The following is a 15583-nucleotide window of genomic DNA, read 5'->3' on the forward strand; positions in this document are numbered from 1 at the left end:
AAGAGAGAAACAAATCTGTATTTTTTTTCAATGGGTTATGATTCAATTCATTTCGATAAGTTTAAAGACTGACTATAGATGTGCTATTTACTATAATTTATAACATCAAAAACGTTTAGATTTACTAGATAAATACTTTTTACTATCTCTGAGCTTTACCTTCGATTAGTGCAACCATTTCTCTATTTCCATTTTATAACTTACCCATTTTTTCGAAAACGCTTTATACGCCGCTACTTTCTTATCCAACGATAGCGGATAGGCACGTGAAGTCGACGGTAACCTATATAAGGTTAGATTATTCACATCAGCTTTCTGGTTATCTGTACTCTGCCATTGATAAGGGTAATCCATACTTTGATTGGTTTTCGGATGCTTTGATTTGGCAATTGGCTCGCTTAATAAATTGAGCAGTACTTCGGTCGCCTTGCCTCCTGTTGTGAACAAAGTCTCTACCTTTGGCACTTGCGGCAAGATAACATCTAGATCAACAGGTGTGACTACCGTTAGATTTTTATCTGAAGCATTACCCGTCTCACGGATGGCTTGCTTTACTGTCGGGCAAGAAGCAATGCCACGTTCAAACATAAAGTCTCGGATATGCTCAGGGTCAAAGCGTTTTTCATCGCCTACTCTAAAGTAGTCAGCATCATCAAAAAAACTCGTCCATATATCCGCCACATATCATTATAAAAATTGGGATAATGAAAGCTCATGGCCCATTTATCAGCAGTCGGTGGAAAAGTACCCATCATCATAATGGTGGCATTGGGCGGCAGAACAGGCTCAAAAGGATGCGTTTCGACGTCAACAGCGCTGTTTTCGGCTAATGGCGACTCTGTATCGATGTTTTTTTGGATGCTTGGTGTTTTTATAGTCATGATATTCTTCATCAGAAAAGCGGTTTTTTTGGTATCATAGCAAGTCTAAACACTACCTCACTTATAATCACCTTATATAGTCAAACATAGTTGACTTAAATGGCGAAATATCACTTTACTTAGCCTGAATTGCTTAGGCTTTGATGGCAGCTGTGAACGCAAATATTGTCATTGCGATAAATGAGCACTGTCGTAAAGTGGTTAATTAGCTTGATTGTGAAGGGTTTCACTTTACTATTTATGAGCTAAGAATATGGTTAAAGTGCGGTAAGTGTTTGTATCTTTTATACTAATAGCAACCGCAGTAACTGCGCAAGCATCAGACAAGAAACCAAGAGAGTACTTATGAGTGACTTAAACAGCGATTTAAAAATTACGGTAATCGATCATCCACTAGTCCGTCATAAACTCAGCCTTATGCGCGAAAAAGACTGTAGTACTTATAAATTTCGTACATTGACCAAAGAGCTTGCACGCTTGATGGCTTATGAAGCAAGCCGTGATTTTGAAATCGAAACTTTCCCAATGGAAGGCTGGTGTGGCGAAATCACTGGTGAGCAAATCATCGGTAAGACGGCGACGATCGTACCGATTTTGCGTGCGGGTATTGGTATGCTTGACGGCGTGCTCGACTTGATCCCTACTGCTAAAATCTCTGTGGTCGGTCTACAGCGTGATGAAGAAACGTTGCAGCCAGTCCCTTTCTTTGAAAAATTCGTGAGCCACATGGACAAACGTCCTGCCCTTATCATTGATCCAATGCTAGCCACGGGCGGCTCAATGGTTGCAACCATCGAGATGCTAAAGAAGAATGGCTGTACTAATATTAAAGCATTGGTATTGGTGGCTGCACCTGAAGGCGTACGCTTGGTAAATGAAGCGCATCCTGACGTGACCATCTATACTGCTGCGTTAGACAGCCATTTGGATGAGCACGGTTACATTATCCCAGGTCTAGGCGATGCTGGTGATAAGATTTTTGGTAAGCAGTTATCGAATAGATAAGTTGCATTAGGGTAAATAAAGTCGTCATCAAAATTATGGCAACAGCAGACAGCATCAATAATAAGGACAGATCATGAACGTATTGATTACAGGAGCAAGCGCAGGTTTTGGTAAAGCGTTGGCAGAGCGTTTGGTTGCTAACGGCCATCGTGTGATTGGTTGCGCCAGACGCCTTGATAAACTGAATGCTTTGGCAGAGACGTTAGGTGAGGCTTTTTTTACCCGTCGTTATGGATGTGAGTGATACGGCTTCTATCCCGCAAATCATTGCTGACTTGCCTGGTGATTTTAAACAAATCGATGTCTTGGTCAATAATGCAGGATTGGCACTGGGTACAGAGCCTGCTCACAAGGCCAGTCTTGATGACTGGATGCGTATGACTGATACCAATATCAAAGGCTTGATGGCATTGACCCATGCGGTCTTGCCAGCGATGGTAGCTCGCGATAGCGGTTATATTATTAACGTTGGTTCGATTGCTGGTAGCTGGCCTTACTTTGGTGGCAATGTTTACGGCGCAACTAAAGCGTTTGTAAAACAGTTCAGCTTAAACTTGCGAGCAGATCTGATTGGTACCCAAGTGCGTGTGACCAATCTTGAACCTGGCAACGTTGCTGGCACTGAGTTTTCAAACGTGCGCTATCATGGTGACGATGACAAAGCTGCCAAGGTGTATGATGGCTTTAAAACCATGACAGGTGAAGATATCGGCGATATTTTGTTATGGCTAATCGAATCACCTGCTCATATTAACGTCAACCGTCTAGAAGTAATGCCAGTCGCCCAGACTTATAATGGACTAACGATTGCCAAGCAAAATTAATACTATTTGCCTTATTAGTTAACGTATTGGCGTTGATTATAGATATATCACTTATCAATACCGAACCTGTTAGCGTATCTCATATGATCGAAGCAATATAGAGTCATCTATATTGCTTTTTTATGTCTTCAATAGCTTGCTCATTGACCAAGCGCAAATCCTGAAAGTCCAAAATCAGTACTTCGTTACGCAGACGTTCGCTAGTGCGTTTATTATGACGTATCGCAAACCCTAAAACTTGCTTATCAGTGATAGTTATCTGATTAATAATTAACTTTGAAGTATTCACGGTCAGCTTTTGTGCCAGATTATGAGACATTTTTTTTGAGCACTTATGATCGCCGTTGCCGGGTTCACCGTCGTGGTTAACGTCTTAGTCTGTCGTACACTTTTGGGCATATCTCCTGCAAAAAAAACAATACCTGATCTAATGGTAAATATTGCGCATGGCGCACCAATTCTTGACGGAACAATGCGGGCATATCTGTGTTAAAACTGTCTTCTGTCTGCTGATAAAATGCGGTGAAGTTACAATGAAGATAACGCCCAAATACTGTGGTATTAATCCATTCTTGATAAACATCATCTGCCAATAATTGCTTGGTAAAAGCACTGGCATCAATTGTGATATCCCTACTCAAAGTAGCAAACAACATTGACAGTAAAAGCGCTTGCGGACTGGTAAATGTCTGCTGCTGCCATACTTGTGGATATAGGCTACTATCGAGTAATGGCAATGTTGATCTACTCATGCACTTGTATCCTCAACAATCATTTTCAGCCCCTATATAGCACTGGTATAGTATCACTGTTGACTTTTACCCTTAGCCAAATTCTATGCTATGGTCAGGCGACAGCTTTAATATAGCAGTCTTTTATTCGCGGTATAACTATTTTGTAGTGGTATATTCTACCGCTATACTTTCTTAACTAAATTGACCGAGACAGCTTGAAGAATCAAAGAGATATCACTCTATGAAAAAAGATCTCATACCGTTTCCTACTCCCTACCAGCTAAAGACCATTACTGTCCAAACAGCTGATGGAACACTGCTGCCCGTCTCTGTCATTGGCAAAGGTAAACCTGTCCTATTAATGCACGCTTTTGGTATGGATGCGAGGCAATTTTTGCCATTTATTTTACCGCTCATTCAGCACTACTGCTTTTACTTGCCTCATTTTAGAGGGTTTGGTTTGGCCAGTAACCTAACGTTACCAACGTTTGATTTTATTGAGCAATATGCACAGGATACCCAAGATGTGTTTGAATACGTGAGCAAAGAGACCGGCTTTAAGGCTTTTCCTGTGGCCGCGATATCGATGGGAGCATTGGTGATGTGGGCATATTTTCAACGCTTTGGGACTCAGCGTGTCAGTCACTATCTGAATATTGATCAAGCACCGATTATTCATAATCAGCCAGACTGGCAAGGTGGCGGTGTATTCGGCACACGACAAACCGAATTGTTTGCGCAATTTACGCGGTTGATTACTGACACTGCTCCTTATCTACAAGCCGAGCAAATAGTTGACTTCCGTCACCTGCCCTATCGATTAAAAGTGAATTTGTTAGACATGGAACGCTCTTTTTCTCTACTCTCTGTCAGTAGCAAACCTTCTCAATTATTGGTAAAAGCCCTCAGTTATCGAGCACCACACAAAATCTCATTGATGGAACACGCGACTTGGCAACATAAACTGCGTTGCCTATCTGCTTATGTTGCGCTGCCCTACGATTATCGAGACGTTTTGCCAACAGTCAATATTCCGACTACCTTGCTGATTGGTGCGCGCTCGCAGTTATATAGTGCAGAGTGGCAACAGCGTTTGACCACTCTGCTGCCCGATGCGCACAGTATTATTTTGCCAACATCAGGACATGCTGTACCGATGGATGCACCAGTTAATTTTTATAAAGTATTGAAAGAGTTTCTGAACGCTTAATGATGGGTTTTTGCGCTAAATTCAATCTAAATCATTGGCTAAGTATTAATCATTTAATGGTTTAATCAATTCAAATCGTGGAATTTCTTTACCATCAACTGTGACCATTTCAGCGAACATCGCAAGCGGACGTACCCACACGCCATATTCACCGTATAGGCAACGATATACCACTAGCGATTCTTCGGTTTCTGAATGCTGCGCCGTATGCAATATTGATAAAGACTGCTTTATAGTGGCGGTAAATGCCTTGGGCTACCGTGTTTTGACTTTGTTGAGACATAAACCACTCATTTATATTAATAGTTAAAAGATTAATAAATGCCTTGTACTTTCGCTACAAGCTTGGGTTTTATATCTACCCATTCAGAGCTAACGACGCTGTACATGACTGTATCTGAAATAACGCCGTCACGGCGTACTCGATTGCCACGAATCACACCATCCTTTTTGGCACCTAAGCGCTCGATGGCTTGTTGTGAACGATGATTATCGACATCTGTACGCCAGCCTACGGTTTGATATTGTAGCGCTTCAAATATAAAAGTGAGCAGCATGAGCTTACAGGTTGTGTTGACATGCGTGCGCCAGTAAGATTTGGCATACCAAGTATAGCCAATCTCTAATCTTTTGGTAGTCGGCAAAATGTCATGGAAGCTGGTTGAGCCAATCGCTTTACCAGTACGCTCATCAATGACGGCAAAAGCTTGCCTATCCGTCATTGAATCTGCAACATTAATATAATCCACGACCTTGTCTGGCTCAGGTACAGACGTCTCGTTTATCTGCCACAGCGTACCATCTTGGCAAGCTTCAACCAAGTCAGTGGCATAAGCGAGCGTTAATGGCTCAAGGATAATGCCATTACCCGATAAGGTAACCTGTTCTAGCATTTATCTCTCCTCAAGCCATTATTGATGTGAGCAAGCGCTTAAGCAACCGTCACTTTTGCATAAGCTTTTTTGCCTGCTTGAATTACGACCGTCTGACCTGAGGTTAGACTAAAGCCACCATCAACGACTTCGCCATCTACTTTGACCGCGCCACGTTTTACCATGTCTTTGGCAGCTGAGTTGTTTTTAGCGAGCTTAGCTTGGTTCAAGATCTGGGTGATAAATAACGCATCTTGCCCTTCTAGATCTAACATAATTTCTGGCAAGTCGACTGGTAGCTCGCCATCTGCTAAAACGTTACCAGCAGATTTGTGCGCATTAGCAGCGGCATCAGCATCATGGAAACGTTCGATTAACTCTTCGGCTAAGATACGTTTGATTTCTTGTGGATTACGGCCGTCTTTCATTTCACGCATCAAGCTTGCCACTTCTTCCATTGGCTTAAAGCTTAAGAACTCAAAGTAACGATGGATAAGTGTGTCCGGCATCGACAGGATTTTCTGGTACATCGTGCCTGGTGCATCATAGATAGCGACATAGTTGCCCAATGATTTGGACATTTTATTGACACCATCCAGCCCTTCTAAGATTGGCACAGTGATACACACTTGTGGCTCTTGGCCATAGCGTCCTTGCAACGTGCGACCCATTAGCAAGTTAAAAGTTTGGTCGGTACCGCCAAGCTCAACATCGGCTTTTAGGGCGATAGAATCGTAGCCTTGTACTAACGGATAAAGAAATTCATGGATAGAGATGGGCGTTTGTGATGCATAGCGTTTTGAAAAGTCATCACGCTCTAGCATACGCGAGACGGTTTGCTGACTGGCAAGCTGAATCATGTCAGCGGCGCTCATGTCATTGAACCACTCAGAGTTAAAGACCACGCGAGTTTTTTCTTTGTCCAAGATTTTAAATACTTGCTCAGCATAAGTCGTGGCGTTGGCTTTGATTTGCTCATCAGTCAACGGTGGACGCGTGCTGTTTTTGCCAGAAGGGTCACCAATCTTGGCGGTATAATCGCCGATTAGAAAATAAATCTCATGACCCAAATCTTGAAAATGCTTAAGCTTATTGATCAATACTGTATGACCCAAATGCAGATCAGGGGCGGTAGGATCAAAGCCAGCCTTGATACGTAGTGGACGATTGAGCTTTAGCTTAGCCACTAAGTCATCTTCAGACAATATCTCTTGCGTACCGCGCTGAATAAGGGCCAGTTGTTCTTCTAGGGTGTAAGTTTGATTGGTCATGATGCTCTCTATATATCACTTTAATTGGGATTTTTATGAATGACGGTTACTGGCTCAACACCTTAGGAAGTTTAGAACCTCAAAAGGTTGGAAAAAAATGCTAGAATTTGACGGATATACTAGCGTTTTTTTAAGGTAAATTGCCATGACCAACCCCGCATCGATTGCTGATACTGACCATAAGGCCCTCGCAGACTTGCTTATGAATAATGGTTTGGATAACCCTTCAGACGATATTGATGATTTGACCTCTGATAATTCGAACTATGCCACCTTAACGGATGCCCTTGAGCAAACCGTGTTTGAAAGCTTCGATGATGGCTTATATATCGGCATGATGTCTGGCACCAGTTTGGATGGTATGGATGCGGTTCTTTGCCAGTTTAATCCTGCGATGAGCAACGAAGACAACACTCAACCGCCGATGCAACTGCTTGCGACCTATAGCCAAGATTTTCCGCCACGTCTGCGTGAAGTGCTATTAGCATTGTGTCAGCCGAATGGCGTGAATCAACTCGTACCAGAGGCCGATGAACCAAGCAGTGAGTTGGATTGGTTCGGCTGGGCAAGTCGCGCGTATGCTGAGTTCGCGAGTGAAGTGGTCAATACGCTATTGCAGCAATCAAATACCGATCCTGAGTCAGTGTTAGCGATTGGCTGTCATGGACAGACCGTACGCCATCGCCCGCAGATGGGATTCACGTTGCAACTGGTCGATGCCAATATCATCGCGGAGCGCACAGGCATCAGCGTGTCAGTGATTTCCGACGTCGTGACATGGCAGTTGGTGGTCAAGGCGCGCCCTTAGTACCTGCGTTTCATCAGGCACTATTCGCCAATCCCGATAGCACACGTGTGCTATTAAACTTAGGCGGTATTGCAATATAACCGTCTTGCCAGCCAGTGAAGAAATTCAAGTTGTGGGTTACGATACGGGTCCTGCCAACTTATTATTGGATGCGTGGATATCTTTGCATACCGACAATACTTATGATGCAGGTGGTGCTTGGGCGCAGTCTGGAACCCTTATTGAGCCATTATTACAGCAACTTTTGGCACATCCATTTTTTTGCTCAGTCTCATCCAAAAAGTACAGGCCGCGAAGATTTCAACTTAACTTGGTTGCAGGGTGAGCTACAGGCTTTTGAGCAAGCCAATGCTAACATCAGTTATTCAGCAGCCGATGTGCAAGCAACCTTAACTGAGTTAACGGCTATCAGTGCCAGTACGCAAATCAATATGTTTGTCAGCACTTCAAAAAAACAGCTCGGTTTATGTTTGCGGTGGCGGCGCATTGAATGACTATTTAATGACACGCTTGCAAGCACACCTACCCCATTGCACAGTAAAAATCACTGAACATTTAGGGCTTGCGCAACATGGTCGAGGCCGTTGCTTTTGCATGGTTGGCCAGACAAACATTGATGGGTGAAACTGGTAATTTACCAGCGGTAACTGGTGCAAATAAAGGCGTGGTATTGGGTCAAGTATGTTTTGCCTGACCAGTTAAATTTTAGTTTACATACGTGCACTTATGTGTTTTATAATGACTTTTGAAACGCCATCCTCTTAGGACCTGTAAGTATAGGATATATCGCATGAGCCAGAATAGTAGTTCACCTATCGACCAAGCCACCACTGATGACACAAATAATATGACTGCAGCACCTGTACATAATAAATCGCGTCAAAAACCACCTCACTACGAGCGTTCTGATGATACGCGTGTGGTAGTCACAGGTATGGGCGCCATTACGCCGCTCGGTCTAGACGTCGATAGCTCATGGACCAAATTGCTCAATGGCGAGAGTGGTATCTCACCGATTACGCATTTCGATGCCACCGGCTACCGTGCGCAAATTGCAGGCGTGATCAAAGACTTTGATGCCAAGCAATATATAAATGCCAAAGATGCGCGTCGCTATGATGAGTTCATGCATTATGGGGTTGCCGCTTCTGCCATGGCACTAAAGCACGCTGGTTTTATCGAGGAAGTCAGTGCTGCTGATGCGCCTGTGCAAGGCGTTGACCAAGATCGCTTTGGTATTATTTTAGGTTCAGGTATTGGCGGTATTCAAACGATTGAAAACAGCCGTGATACCTTACACGAAAAAGGCGCGGGTAAAGTCTCACCTTTTATTATCCCAGGCTCTATCGTCAATATGGCCGCTGGACTGGTAGCAATTAAGCACAAGTTAAAAGGCCCAAACCTTGCGACATCCACGGCTTGTACCACAGCGACTCACGCTATGGGTCTTGCTGCTCGTTTGATCGCTTATGGTGATGCTGACGTTATGCTGGCAGGCGGTAGTGAAAAAGGCTCTAGCCCACTTGGTATAGCTGGCTTTAGTGCTATGCATGCACTCTCTACGCGCAATGACGAGCCAACCAAAGCTTCACGTCCATTTGATAAAGGTCGTGATGGGTTTGTCCTTGGTGATGGTGCTGGCATGGTGGTATTAGAAAGCCTTGCCCATGCCAAAGCGCGCGGTGCAACGATATTGGCAGAACTAGTCGGTTTCGGTATGAGTGATGATGCCAGTCATATTACTGCACCACCAGAAGACGGTAGCGGTGCGGCAAGAGCGATGCAAAATGCACTAAACGATGCTGGTATCGAGTCATCAAGCGTCGGTTATGTCAACGCTCATGGTACTAGTACCCCTGCTGGTGATGTGGCTGAGTCTATTGCTATCGAAACTGTGTTCTCTCCTGTAAAAGACAGCATCTTAGTTAGCTCAACCAAGTCAATGACCGGTCACTTACTTGGTGCCGCTGGCGGAGTTGAAGCTATCTTTACAGTATTAGCCTACAGCATCAGCATGTACCACCTACGATCAATCTAGATGATGTCGAGGACAACTGTAACCTTGATTATGTGGCTAATCAATCACGCAAAGTTGATAACTTGCAGTATGCAGTGTCTAACAGCTTCGGCTTTGGTGGTACCAATGGCTCCTTGGTATTTGCTCGCTGGCCTGTCAGTCAATAACAGCCACCCAACTATATCGCAGCGCATTGTAATGAATGCGTTGTAACGTTGGTGTCAGATTTGCTACGTTTGTCCACTTGCAGCCCCTTATCGTACTTGCGTATGATAAGGGGTAATTTTGGAACATTTATGGAAGATACCATGTCAAGCTACTCATTTTCCCATCAGTTTTATCAACGCTGGACGTGTGCACCTGAGCCAGTACGCGCAGCAATTACTCAAGAACTAAAAGACATCACTACTCTGTTGCAATCTGACACCTCATTTGAAGACTTCACTTTTAATACCCATGATTTAGATGCGCATGTAGACGAGCTATATGATAACTACAATGCAGAGCAAGCCATTGCTAAAGCAATCACGGAAAAACAAGAGCAAGAAGACGCGGCTGCTGCAAAACAAAAACTAGAAGACGAGCAGAAGAAAGAAGAAGAAACCACACGTAAGGCAGAAGCAACTCGAAAAGAACAAGAAAAAAATGAGCAGGCAGCGTTAGAGGTAGACAACGACAAAGAAATAGCTGCTACCGACGTAGCTAAATCAAACACAGATAAAGTCGTGGCAGATAGCACTGTTACTGACGATTTTGTTACTGAGAATTCTAGTGCAAAGACTGAAAAAGACGCATCAGAAGTCGTAAATGCTGAAGGCAATGCTAGCGATAATAAAAGTGCTGACAGCAAAACCATTAGCGAACAGGCACATGCGCTTAGTAATAACCACATTAAAGATATTAATAATAAAGCCAGTGCCGCGATTAATTTGGCCTTAAAAGACGCGAAGCTAGATGCAACACACCAACAGCTAATCCGCGAGCTAGAAACTCAGGTCGATGACTATCTAAGTGAGCAAATGATGCTAATGTCTGAAAACCTAAAGTCTTGGCTCCGTGCTGAGGTAACCCAACACTTTAGCGAACAGAATGACTCAACTACTAATAACGAAGCTGCTAAGAAAAACATTCACTGACAGTGATTATTTTTCAGTATTAAACCTACAGCTAGAAACAGCTGCTCAGTAGTAAGTACTAAATAACGAACACTAAAAAGCCCCGTAAATAATTTACGCTTTTTAGTACTTGTAATTAATATTTTGAGCTTGGTATTAAATGGCTTTGGTACGTTCAGTCAACCATTCAAGCGCTGACCCTTCAACACGATCTTTTAGCTCTGCGAAGACTTGGCTATGATAGTCATTTAACCAATCAATCTCAGTTTGATCCAACAACGATGGCTCAATCAGACGCGTGTCAATTGGGCAGTAAGTGATGGTCTCAAAGTTCAAGAAATCACCAAACTCTGTCTCAGTAGGCTTAGCAACTGGCGTATTTACTACCAAGTTCTCGATACGAATACCCCATTTGCCTTCGCGGTATAGACCTGGCTCATTACTAGAAATCATACCGACTTTCATCGCGCGCTCTTTTGGCGTGCTAGCGCTATAGGCGATGACTTGTGGGCCTTCGTGTACGTTTAAGAAATAACCAACGCCGTGACCTGTACCATGACCATAGTCCATCTGTGCTTGCCACAATGGTGCACGGCAGATAGCATCGATCAACGGTGAGGCGATGCCATCAGGGAAATGCGCACGAGCCAGCGCAATGTGGGCTTTTAACACAATAGTAAAGTCACGTTTATGTTCGGCGGTGACTTGTCCAATACCGACTACGCGAGTGATATCAGTCGTACCGTTTTGATATTGTGCACCTGAGTCAATCAATAGTAATCCACCTTCGCCCTCGACCACATCAAGGTAGCTGAATTTTTCTGGCGTTGCACGGTAATGTGGCAATGCGCCATTTTCGTTAAAGCCTGCGATGGTCGGAAAACTTGGCGAGACATAATGCGGCTGACGACTGCGCACATCTATCAGCATGCTATCAACATCTAGCTCACTCAAACGCTCGCCTGCCGCTAGACGCTGTTCAAATGTGGCAAAAAACTCAGCTAAGGCAGCACCATCTTGACGCATCGCTTCACGCACATGATCGATATCTGCATCTGACTTTACAGATTTGAGTAATGTACTAGGCGCCATTTGCTCAATAAAACCAACGTCGTCTGCCATTTTTGAGAGTGTACCTACTGCGACTTTGCTCGGATCTAACAATAATAAATCGTCTGGCGTTAATGCGCTCAATGCCTCTTGCACAGCAGAATAGTCAGCTAATGTGATACCGCTGTCTTTTAGACTCTGTGCAATATCTTCGCTTACTTTATCAGTATCAACAAACAACGTTGCTTTATCTGCGTCAATCAACATATGTGACAAGAATACCGGATTATAATCAACATCAGCACCGCGCAAGTTCGTCAACCAAGCGATATCGTCTAGACTTGAGAGTAAATGATGGGTCGCACCTGCTTCTGCCATGCCTTCGCGCACTGCAGCCAGCTTTGAGGTGGCAGACTGAGCAAGGAACTGCTCATCATGAGTATATAATTTGGCCGCTGGTAGTGCTGGGCGATCTGTCCAAATCTCTGTCAGCACATCACGCTCAGTAATCAAAGTAATGTCATTGGCATCAAAAGCATTTAACAGGCGATCTTGCTCAGCGATAGATAACACATTGCCGTCTACTGCTACGCTATCTCCTTCTTGCAAATGCTCAGCTAGCCAATCGATATGATTTGGCTGACCTGGCGCAAGCTTTTCTAAAGTAATATCTGTGCCTTCTAGCTGGTCAGCAGCATGTACCCAATAACGGCTATCCGTCCATAGACCTGCAAAGTCAGCAGTCACGACCAGCGTACCGACAGAACCGGTAAACCCTGACAGCCATAAGCGTGCTTGCCAGTATTCTGGTAGGTATTCAGATAAATGTGGATCAGCAGAAGGTACGATAATTGCGGTGAGATCTTGCGCGGCTAAAGTGCTACGTAAATTAGCAATACGTTCGTGAATGGCTTGTTTATTCATTGAATGTGTCCTTATAGAGGTTATAAAAATATGATAATGGAGCGATTATTTACAATCGTCTTGTTCTAATAGTCGTCTTGTTTGAGTTGTTGATACCGCTTTAGTTTTAATAAGGTATTTATCATTGATAGCAATTGTTCAAGCAAACAGTCTACTTATTTAACTATCTAATTATGTTTGTTTGGGTAATTACTTCTACCTATTGAGAGTATAAAATTGAATTAATATAGGCTTATAAAACGCTGTACTGCTGTTTATGGTGAGCTATCATTAGATGTTTGGGCAGATAGTAAGCTTTCAATGGCTTGTGCCAAATATCTCACCAACTAAAACAATAAAACGTGCTACCAGTAATGGTAACACGTCTCATCATATGTCACTTGTGCTGTTGTTAATCATAAATGTACATCAGACTATCTTATTGCTTAGCCAATTGTTTCTCACGCTCGCTTTCTTTAAGCATCTTATTAATAGGTTTTGCTAGTATCAATAATAGTACAGCAGTAACCACCAAGAAGATGGTCATGGTGGTAAATAGACCTGGTAAGCCTTCGATTTTATCAGCAGATACGTGCCCACCAAAGAAAGCAGCAACCAAGTTACCCATAGCGATAGAAGCAAAAAACAGGCCCATCATTTGACCTTGCATACCTTCTGGCGCCAGCTTAGTCATGGCAGACAAACCAACTGGGCTTAATGCTAACTCACCTAGCGTCAATAATAATAAACTACCAACCAACCATAGTGGCGATGCCAAGCCAGCACCAGGCGCTAAAATACTTTTTGAGGCAAAAATCATCAAGGCGAAACCTGCGGCTGCCAGTAGCATACCGAGTGCAAACTTAGCCATACTGCTAGGCTCAAGACCGCGGTTACCAAGCTTGACCCAGATAATACTAACGATAGGTGCCAATATTAAAATAAATAGCGGGTTCAATGACTGGAACCAGATACTCGGTATCTCAAACCCTAAAACGTTCAGGTCGGTATAACGATCGGCAAATAAGTTAAAAGACGTGGGCTGCTGCTCAAAACTTGACCAAAACAGCGTCGAACCAATGATTAAGACAAAACAAATTAATAAGCGTAGTTTGTCCGTCTTATCCAATCGCGGTGAGATAAACATAATAGCGAAATATAAGATAACCACTGCAGCAATGATGTACGTCATATACTCTGCAACCATCTCAGGATTGAACGATATCATGCCAGTAGACACTAGTAGCACTGCGGCTACTAGCAACGCAACGAAACCACCAACCCAGCGACCGATGTTTTTGTAATGGTCGTTAGATTTTTCCCACTCAGCAGAAATACCTTTGGCGCGTGCATAACGCGTTAAGTTCTTTTGCGCGACAAAACGATAAATCAGTAATGATACCAACATACCCAAACCACCAACGCCAAAGCCGACATGCCACATGCCTTTTTCTTTGAATACGCCGACGATAAGTGCCGCTAATAACGCACCGATATTGATCCCCATATAAAATAAGGTGAAACCGCCATCACGGCGAGAGTCGCCTTTCGGATACAAGGCACCAACCATCACTGAGATACAGGTCTTAAATAACCCTGAGCCCAAGACAATACAGATTAAACCAACGAAGAAAAGCGTCATACCAAACATCGCTGAAAGCGCAATACACAAGTGACCAAGGGCAATAATGATACTACCCCACCACAGCGCACGCTCTTGACCTAGCCAGTTATCTGCCAGCCAACCACCTGGTACTGCTGCTAAGTATAACGAACCCGCAAAAATACCATAAATAGCAGAAGCGGTGACTTCACTAAAGCCAAAACCGCCACTGCTCACTGTTGCCACCATAAATAAAACCAATAGTGGACGAATACTATAATAGGAGAACCGCTCCCACATTTCGGTAAAAAACAATGAGCGTAAGGGCGCAGGATGTCCCATAAAGCCATTGTCTAGAGCTTCTAACTCTGCTGCACTAGCCCCCGAATTTGTTTCTGTGCCCATAACTTTATTCCTTTAAAGATCATATTTGTAATGACCAAACCCCTGATTATCCAGATGGACGGTCATATAGGCGGAACATTGTTTCACTTGGTTATAATCAAGTAAAGAAAAAGTTGGTCAAAAATTACACAAATACTCATAAAAAAAGCCCGCTCTCAATGGTTGAGAACGGGCTCTTTTTATGACTATTTAGAACTGTATCATTATGCTTATAGCACTGTTGATACAGACTTCATAATAAGACTCATTTTATAATTAAGTAGCACTATTTTAGATCATTTACACAGTCATACTACAGCTTACTGTGCTGCGGTCTCTTCAGTAGCTTCACCAGCCTCTAAGTCACCATCCGCTTGCTCAGCTGTCAAATCAGCATCGGCAACAGCGGCTTGGTTTACAGTGCCAGAGGCAGTCGCTGTACCTGCTTCCGCAGTAACGACTGCACTATCTGCATCTGCCGCTGGTGTTGCATCTGCTGCAGTTTCAGGCGCTGTAGCATCTGACGCTTCTTCTGTTGTTGCAGCTTCTGCATCGGCTGGAGCCGCTTCTTCTTCAGTAGCAGTGGCTTCTGCTTCATCTGCCGCAGCTGATGCTTCAGTTGTCTCAGCAGTGATATGCTCGCCTGCTGGACGCAAAAATGCAGAAACACCAATAAGTAAGACAATACCTAAGAACATGGCAATGCCACCTAAAGCGAATAACAGCTCTTTTTTTGGATTGTTATTAACGATACCTTCTGACATACCTTATCCACCTTGCACAAAATATTTGAAATATTGACCTATTATATCGCAATTTATACTGATTTGTGAAAACCCTTAAGTATTTAAAGGGTTTATTATCCACAATTTAACTATTCTTTTTTGGCACTTGTGACAGCTAACT

General features: G+C 43.5%; 11 protein-coding genes and 4 pseudogenes. 6 read left to right on the top strand and 9 right to left on the bottom strand.

Annotated features, from left to right (window positions below; translation table 11 throughout):
* Positions 1-165: 165 nt before the first annotated feature.
* Positions 166-848, bottom strand: a pseudogene (locus tag TT11_RS16030) (DNA glycosylase).
* A gap of 378 nt (positions 849-1226) precedes the next feature.
* Between TT11_RS16030 and upp the strand changes: the two are divergent.
* Together upp and TT11_RS16040 are read left to right on the top strand one after the other, a co-directional pair.
* Entirely contained in the window at positions 1227-1886 is a 660-nt protein-coding gene (gene upp, locus TT11_RS16035) for a uracil phosphoribosyltransferase (RefSeq protein ID WP_057761878.1), read from the top strand.
* 73 nt (positions 1887-1959) lie between these two features.
* Positions 1960-2710, top strand: a pseudogene (locus TT11_RS16040) (SDR family NAD(P)-dependent oxidoreductase).
* A gap of 103 nt (positions 2711-2813) precedes the next feature.
* Here TT11_RS16040 and TT11_RS16045 read toward each other — a convergent pair.
* Positions 2814-2999 carry a hypothetical protein gene (locus tag TT11_RS16045; RefSeq protein ID WP_261871133.1) on the bottom strand — a complete coding sequence of 62 codons (186 nt, stop codon included), beginning with the start codon at positions 2997-2999 and terminating at the stop codon, positions 2814-2816.
* Between the two features lie 76 nt (positions 3000-3075).
* Entirely contained in the window at positions 3076-3462 is a 387-nt protein-coding gene (locus TT11_RS16050; protein ID WP_261871134.1) for a hypothetical protein, read from the bottom strand.
* 223 nt (positions 3463-3685) lie between these two features.
* Here TT11_RS16050 and TT11_RS16055 point away from each other — a divergent pair, with 223 nt between their 5' ends.
* On the top strand, positions 3686-4654 hold the full coding sequence (locus TT11_RS16055; protein ID WP_261871135.1) for an alpha/beta fold hydrolase: 969 nt from the start codon (positions 3686-3688) through the stop codon (positions 4652-4654).
* A 45-nt stretch (positions 4655-4699) separates the two neighbouring features.
* On the opposite strand, the gene TT11_RS16060 is transcribed toward TT11_RS16055, so the two are convergent.
* From TT11_RS16060 to tyrS, 3 genes are all read right to left on the bottom strand, one after another.
* Positions 4700-4867: a DUF1653 domain-containing protein gene (locus tag TT11_RS16060; RefSeq protein WP_370587884.1), complete on the bottom strand. Its 168-nt coding sequence runs from the start codon at positions 4865-4867 to the stop codon at positions 4700-4702.
* Between the two features lie 101 nt (positions 4868-4968).
* Complete coding sequence (locus TT11_RS16065; RefSeq protein ID WP_261871136.1) at positions 4969-5547, bottom strand: GNAT family N-acetyltransferase; 579 nt, start codon at positions 5545-5547, stop codon at positions 4969-4971.
* Positions 5548-5585: 38 nt separating this feature from the next.
* A complete protein-coding gene (tyrS, locus tag TT11_RS16070; RefSeq protein ID WP_261871137.1) occupies positions 5586-6797 on the bottom strand; it encodes a tyrosine--tRNA ligase in 1212 nt (403 codons plus the stop codon).
* A 334-nt stretch (positions 6798-7131) separates the two neighbouring features.
* On the opposite strand from tyrS, the pseudogene TT11_RS17555 reads away from it, so the two are divergent.
* From TT11_RS17555 to TT11_RS16100, 3 genes and pseudogenes are all read left to right on the top strand, one after another.
* Positions 7132-8299, top strand: a pseudogene (locus TT11_RS17555) (anhydro-N-acetylmuramic acid kinase).
* Between the two features lie 153 nt (positions 8300-8452).
* Positions 8453-9789 (top strand): annotated as a pseudogene (fabF, locus tag TT11_RS16095) (beta-ketoacyl-ACP synthase II).
* Positions 9790-9918: 129 nt separating this feature from the next.
* A complete protein-coding gene (locus TT11_RS16100) occupies positions 9919-10758 on the top strand; it encodes a hypothetical protein (RefSeq protein WP_261871139.1) in 840 nt (279 codons plus the stop codon).
* A 135-nt stretch (positions 10759-10893) separates the two neighbouring features.
* Here TT11_RS16100 and TT11_RS16105 read toward each other — a convergent pair whose 3' ends face one another.
* The 3 genes from TT11_RS16105 to TT11_RS16115 all read right to left on the bottom strand — a co-directional run bounded on the left by TT11_RS16105 (position 10894) and on the right by TT11_RS16115 (position 15441).
* Positions 10894-12711: an aminopeptidase P family protein gene (locus TT11_RS16105; protein WP_261871140.1), complete on the bottom strand. Its 1818-nt coding sequence runs from the start codon at positions 12709-12711 to the stop codon at positions 10894-10896.
* A 418-nt stretch (positions 12712-13129) separates the two neighbouring features.
* Positions 13130-14698: a peptide MFS transporter gene (locus TT11_RS16110; protein ID WP_102093924.1), complete on the bottom strand. Its 1569-nt coding sequence runs from the start codon at positions 14696-14698 to the stop codon at positions 13130-13132.
* Between the two features lie 299 nt (positions 14699-14997).
* Positions 14998-15441 carry a hypothetical protein gene (locus TT11_RS16115; RefSeq protein WP_261871141.1) on the bottom strand — a complete coding sequence of 148 codons (444 nt, stop codon included), beginning with the start codon at positions 15439-15441 and terminating at the stop codon, positions 14998-15000.
* Between the last annotated feature and the right edge of the window lie 142 nt (positions 15442-15583).

It is taken from the genome of Psychrobacter sp. JCM 18901, assembly GCF_000586435.1.
GTDB lineage: Bacteria > Pseudomonadota > Gammaproteobacteria > Pseudomonadales > Moraxellaceae > Psychrobacter.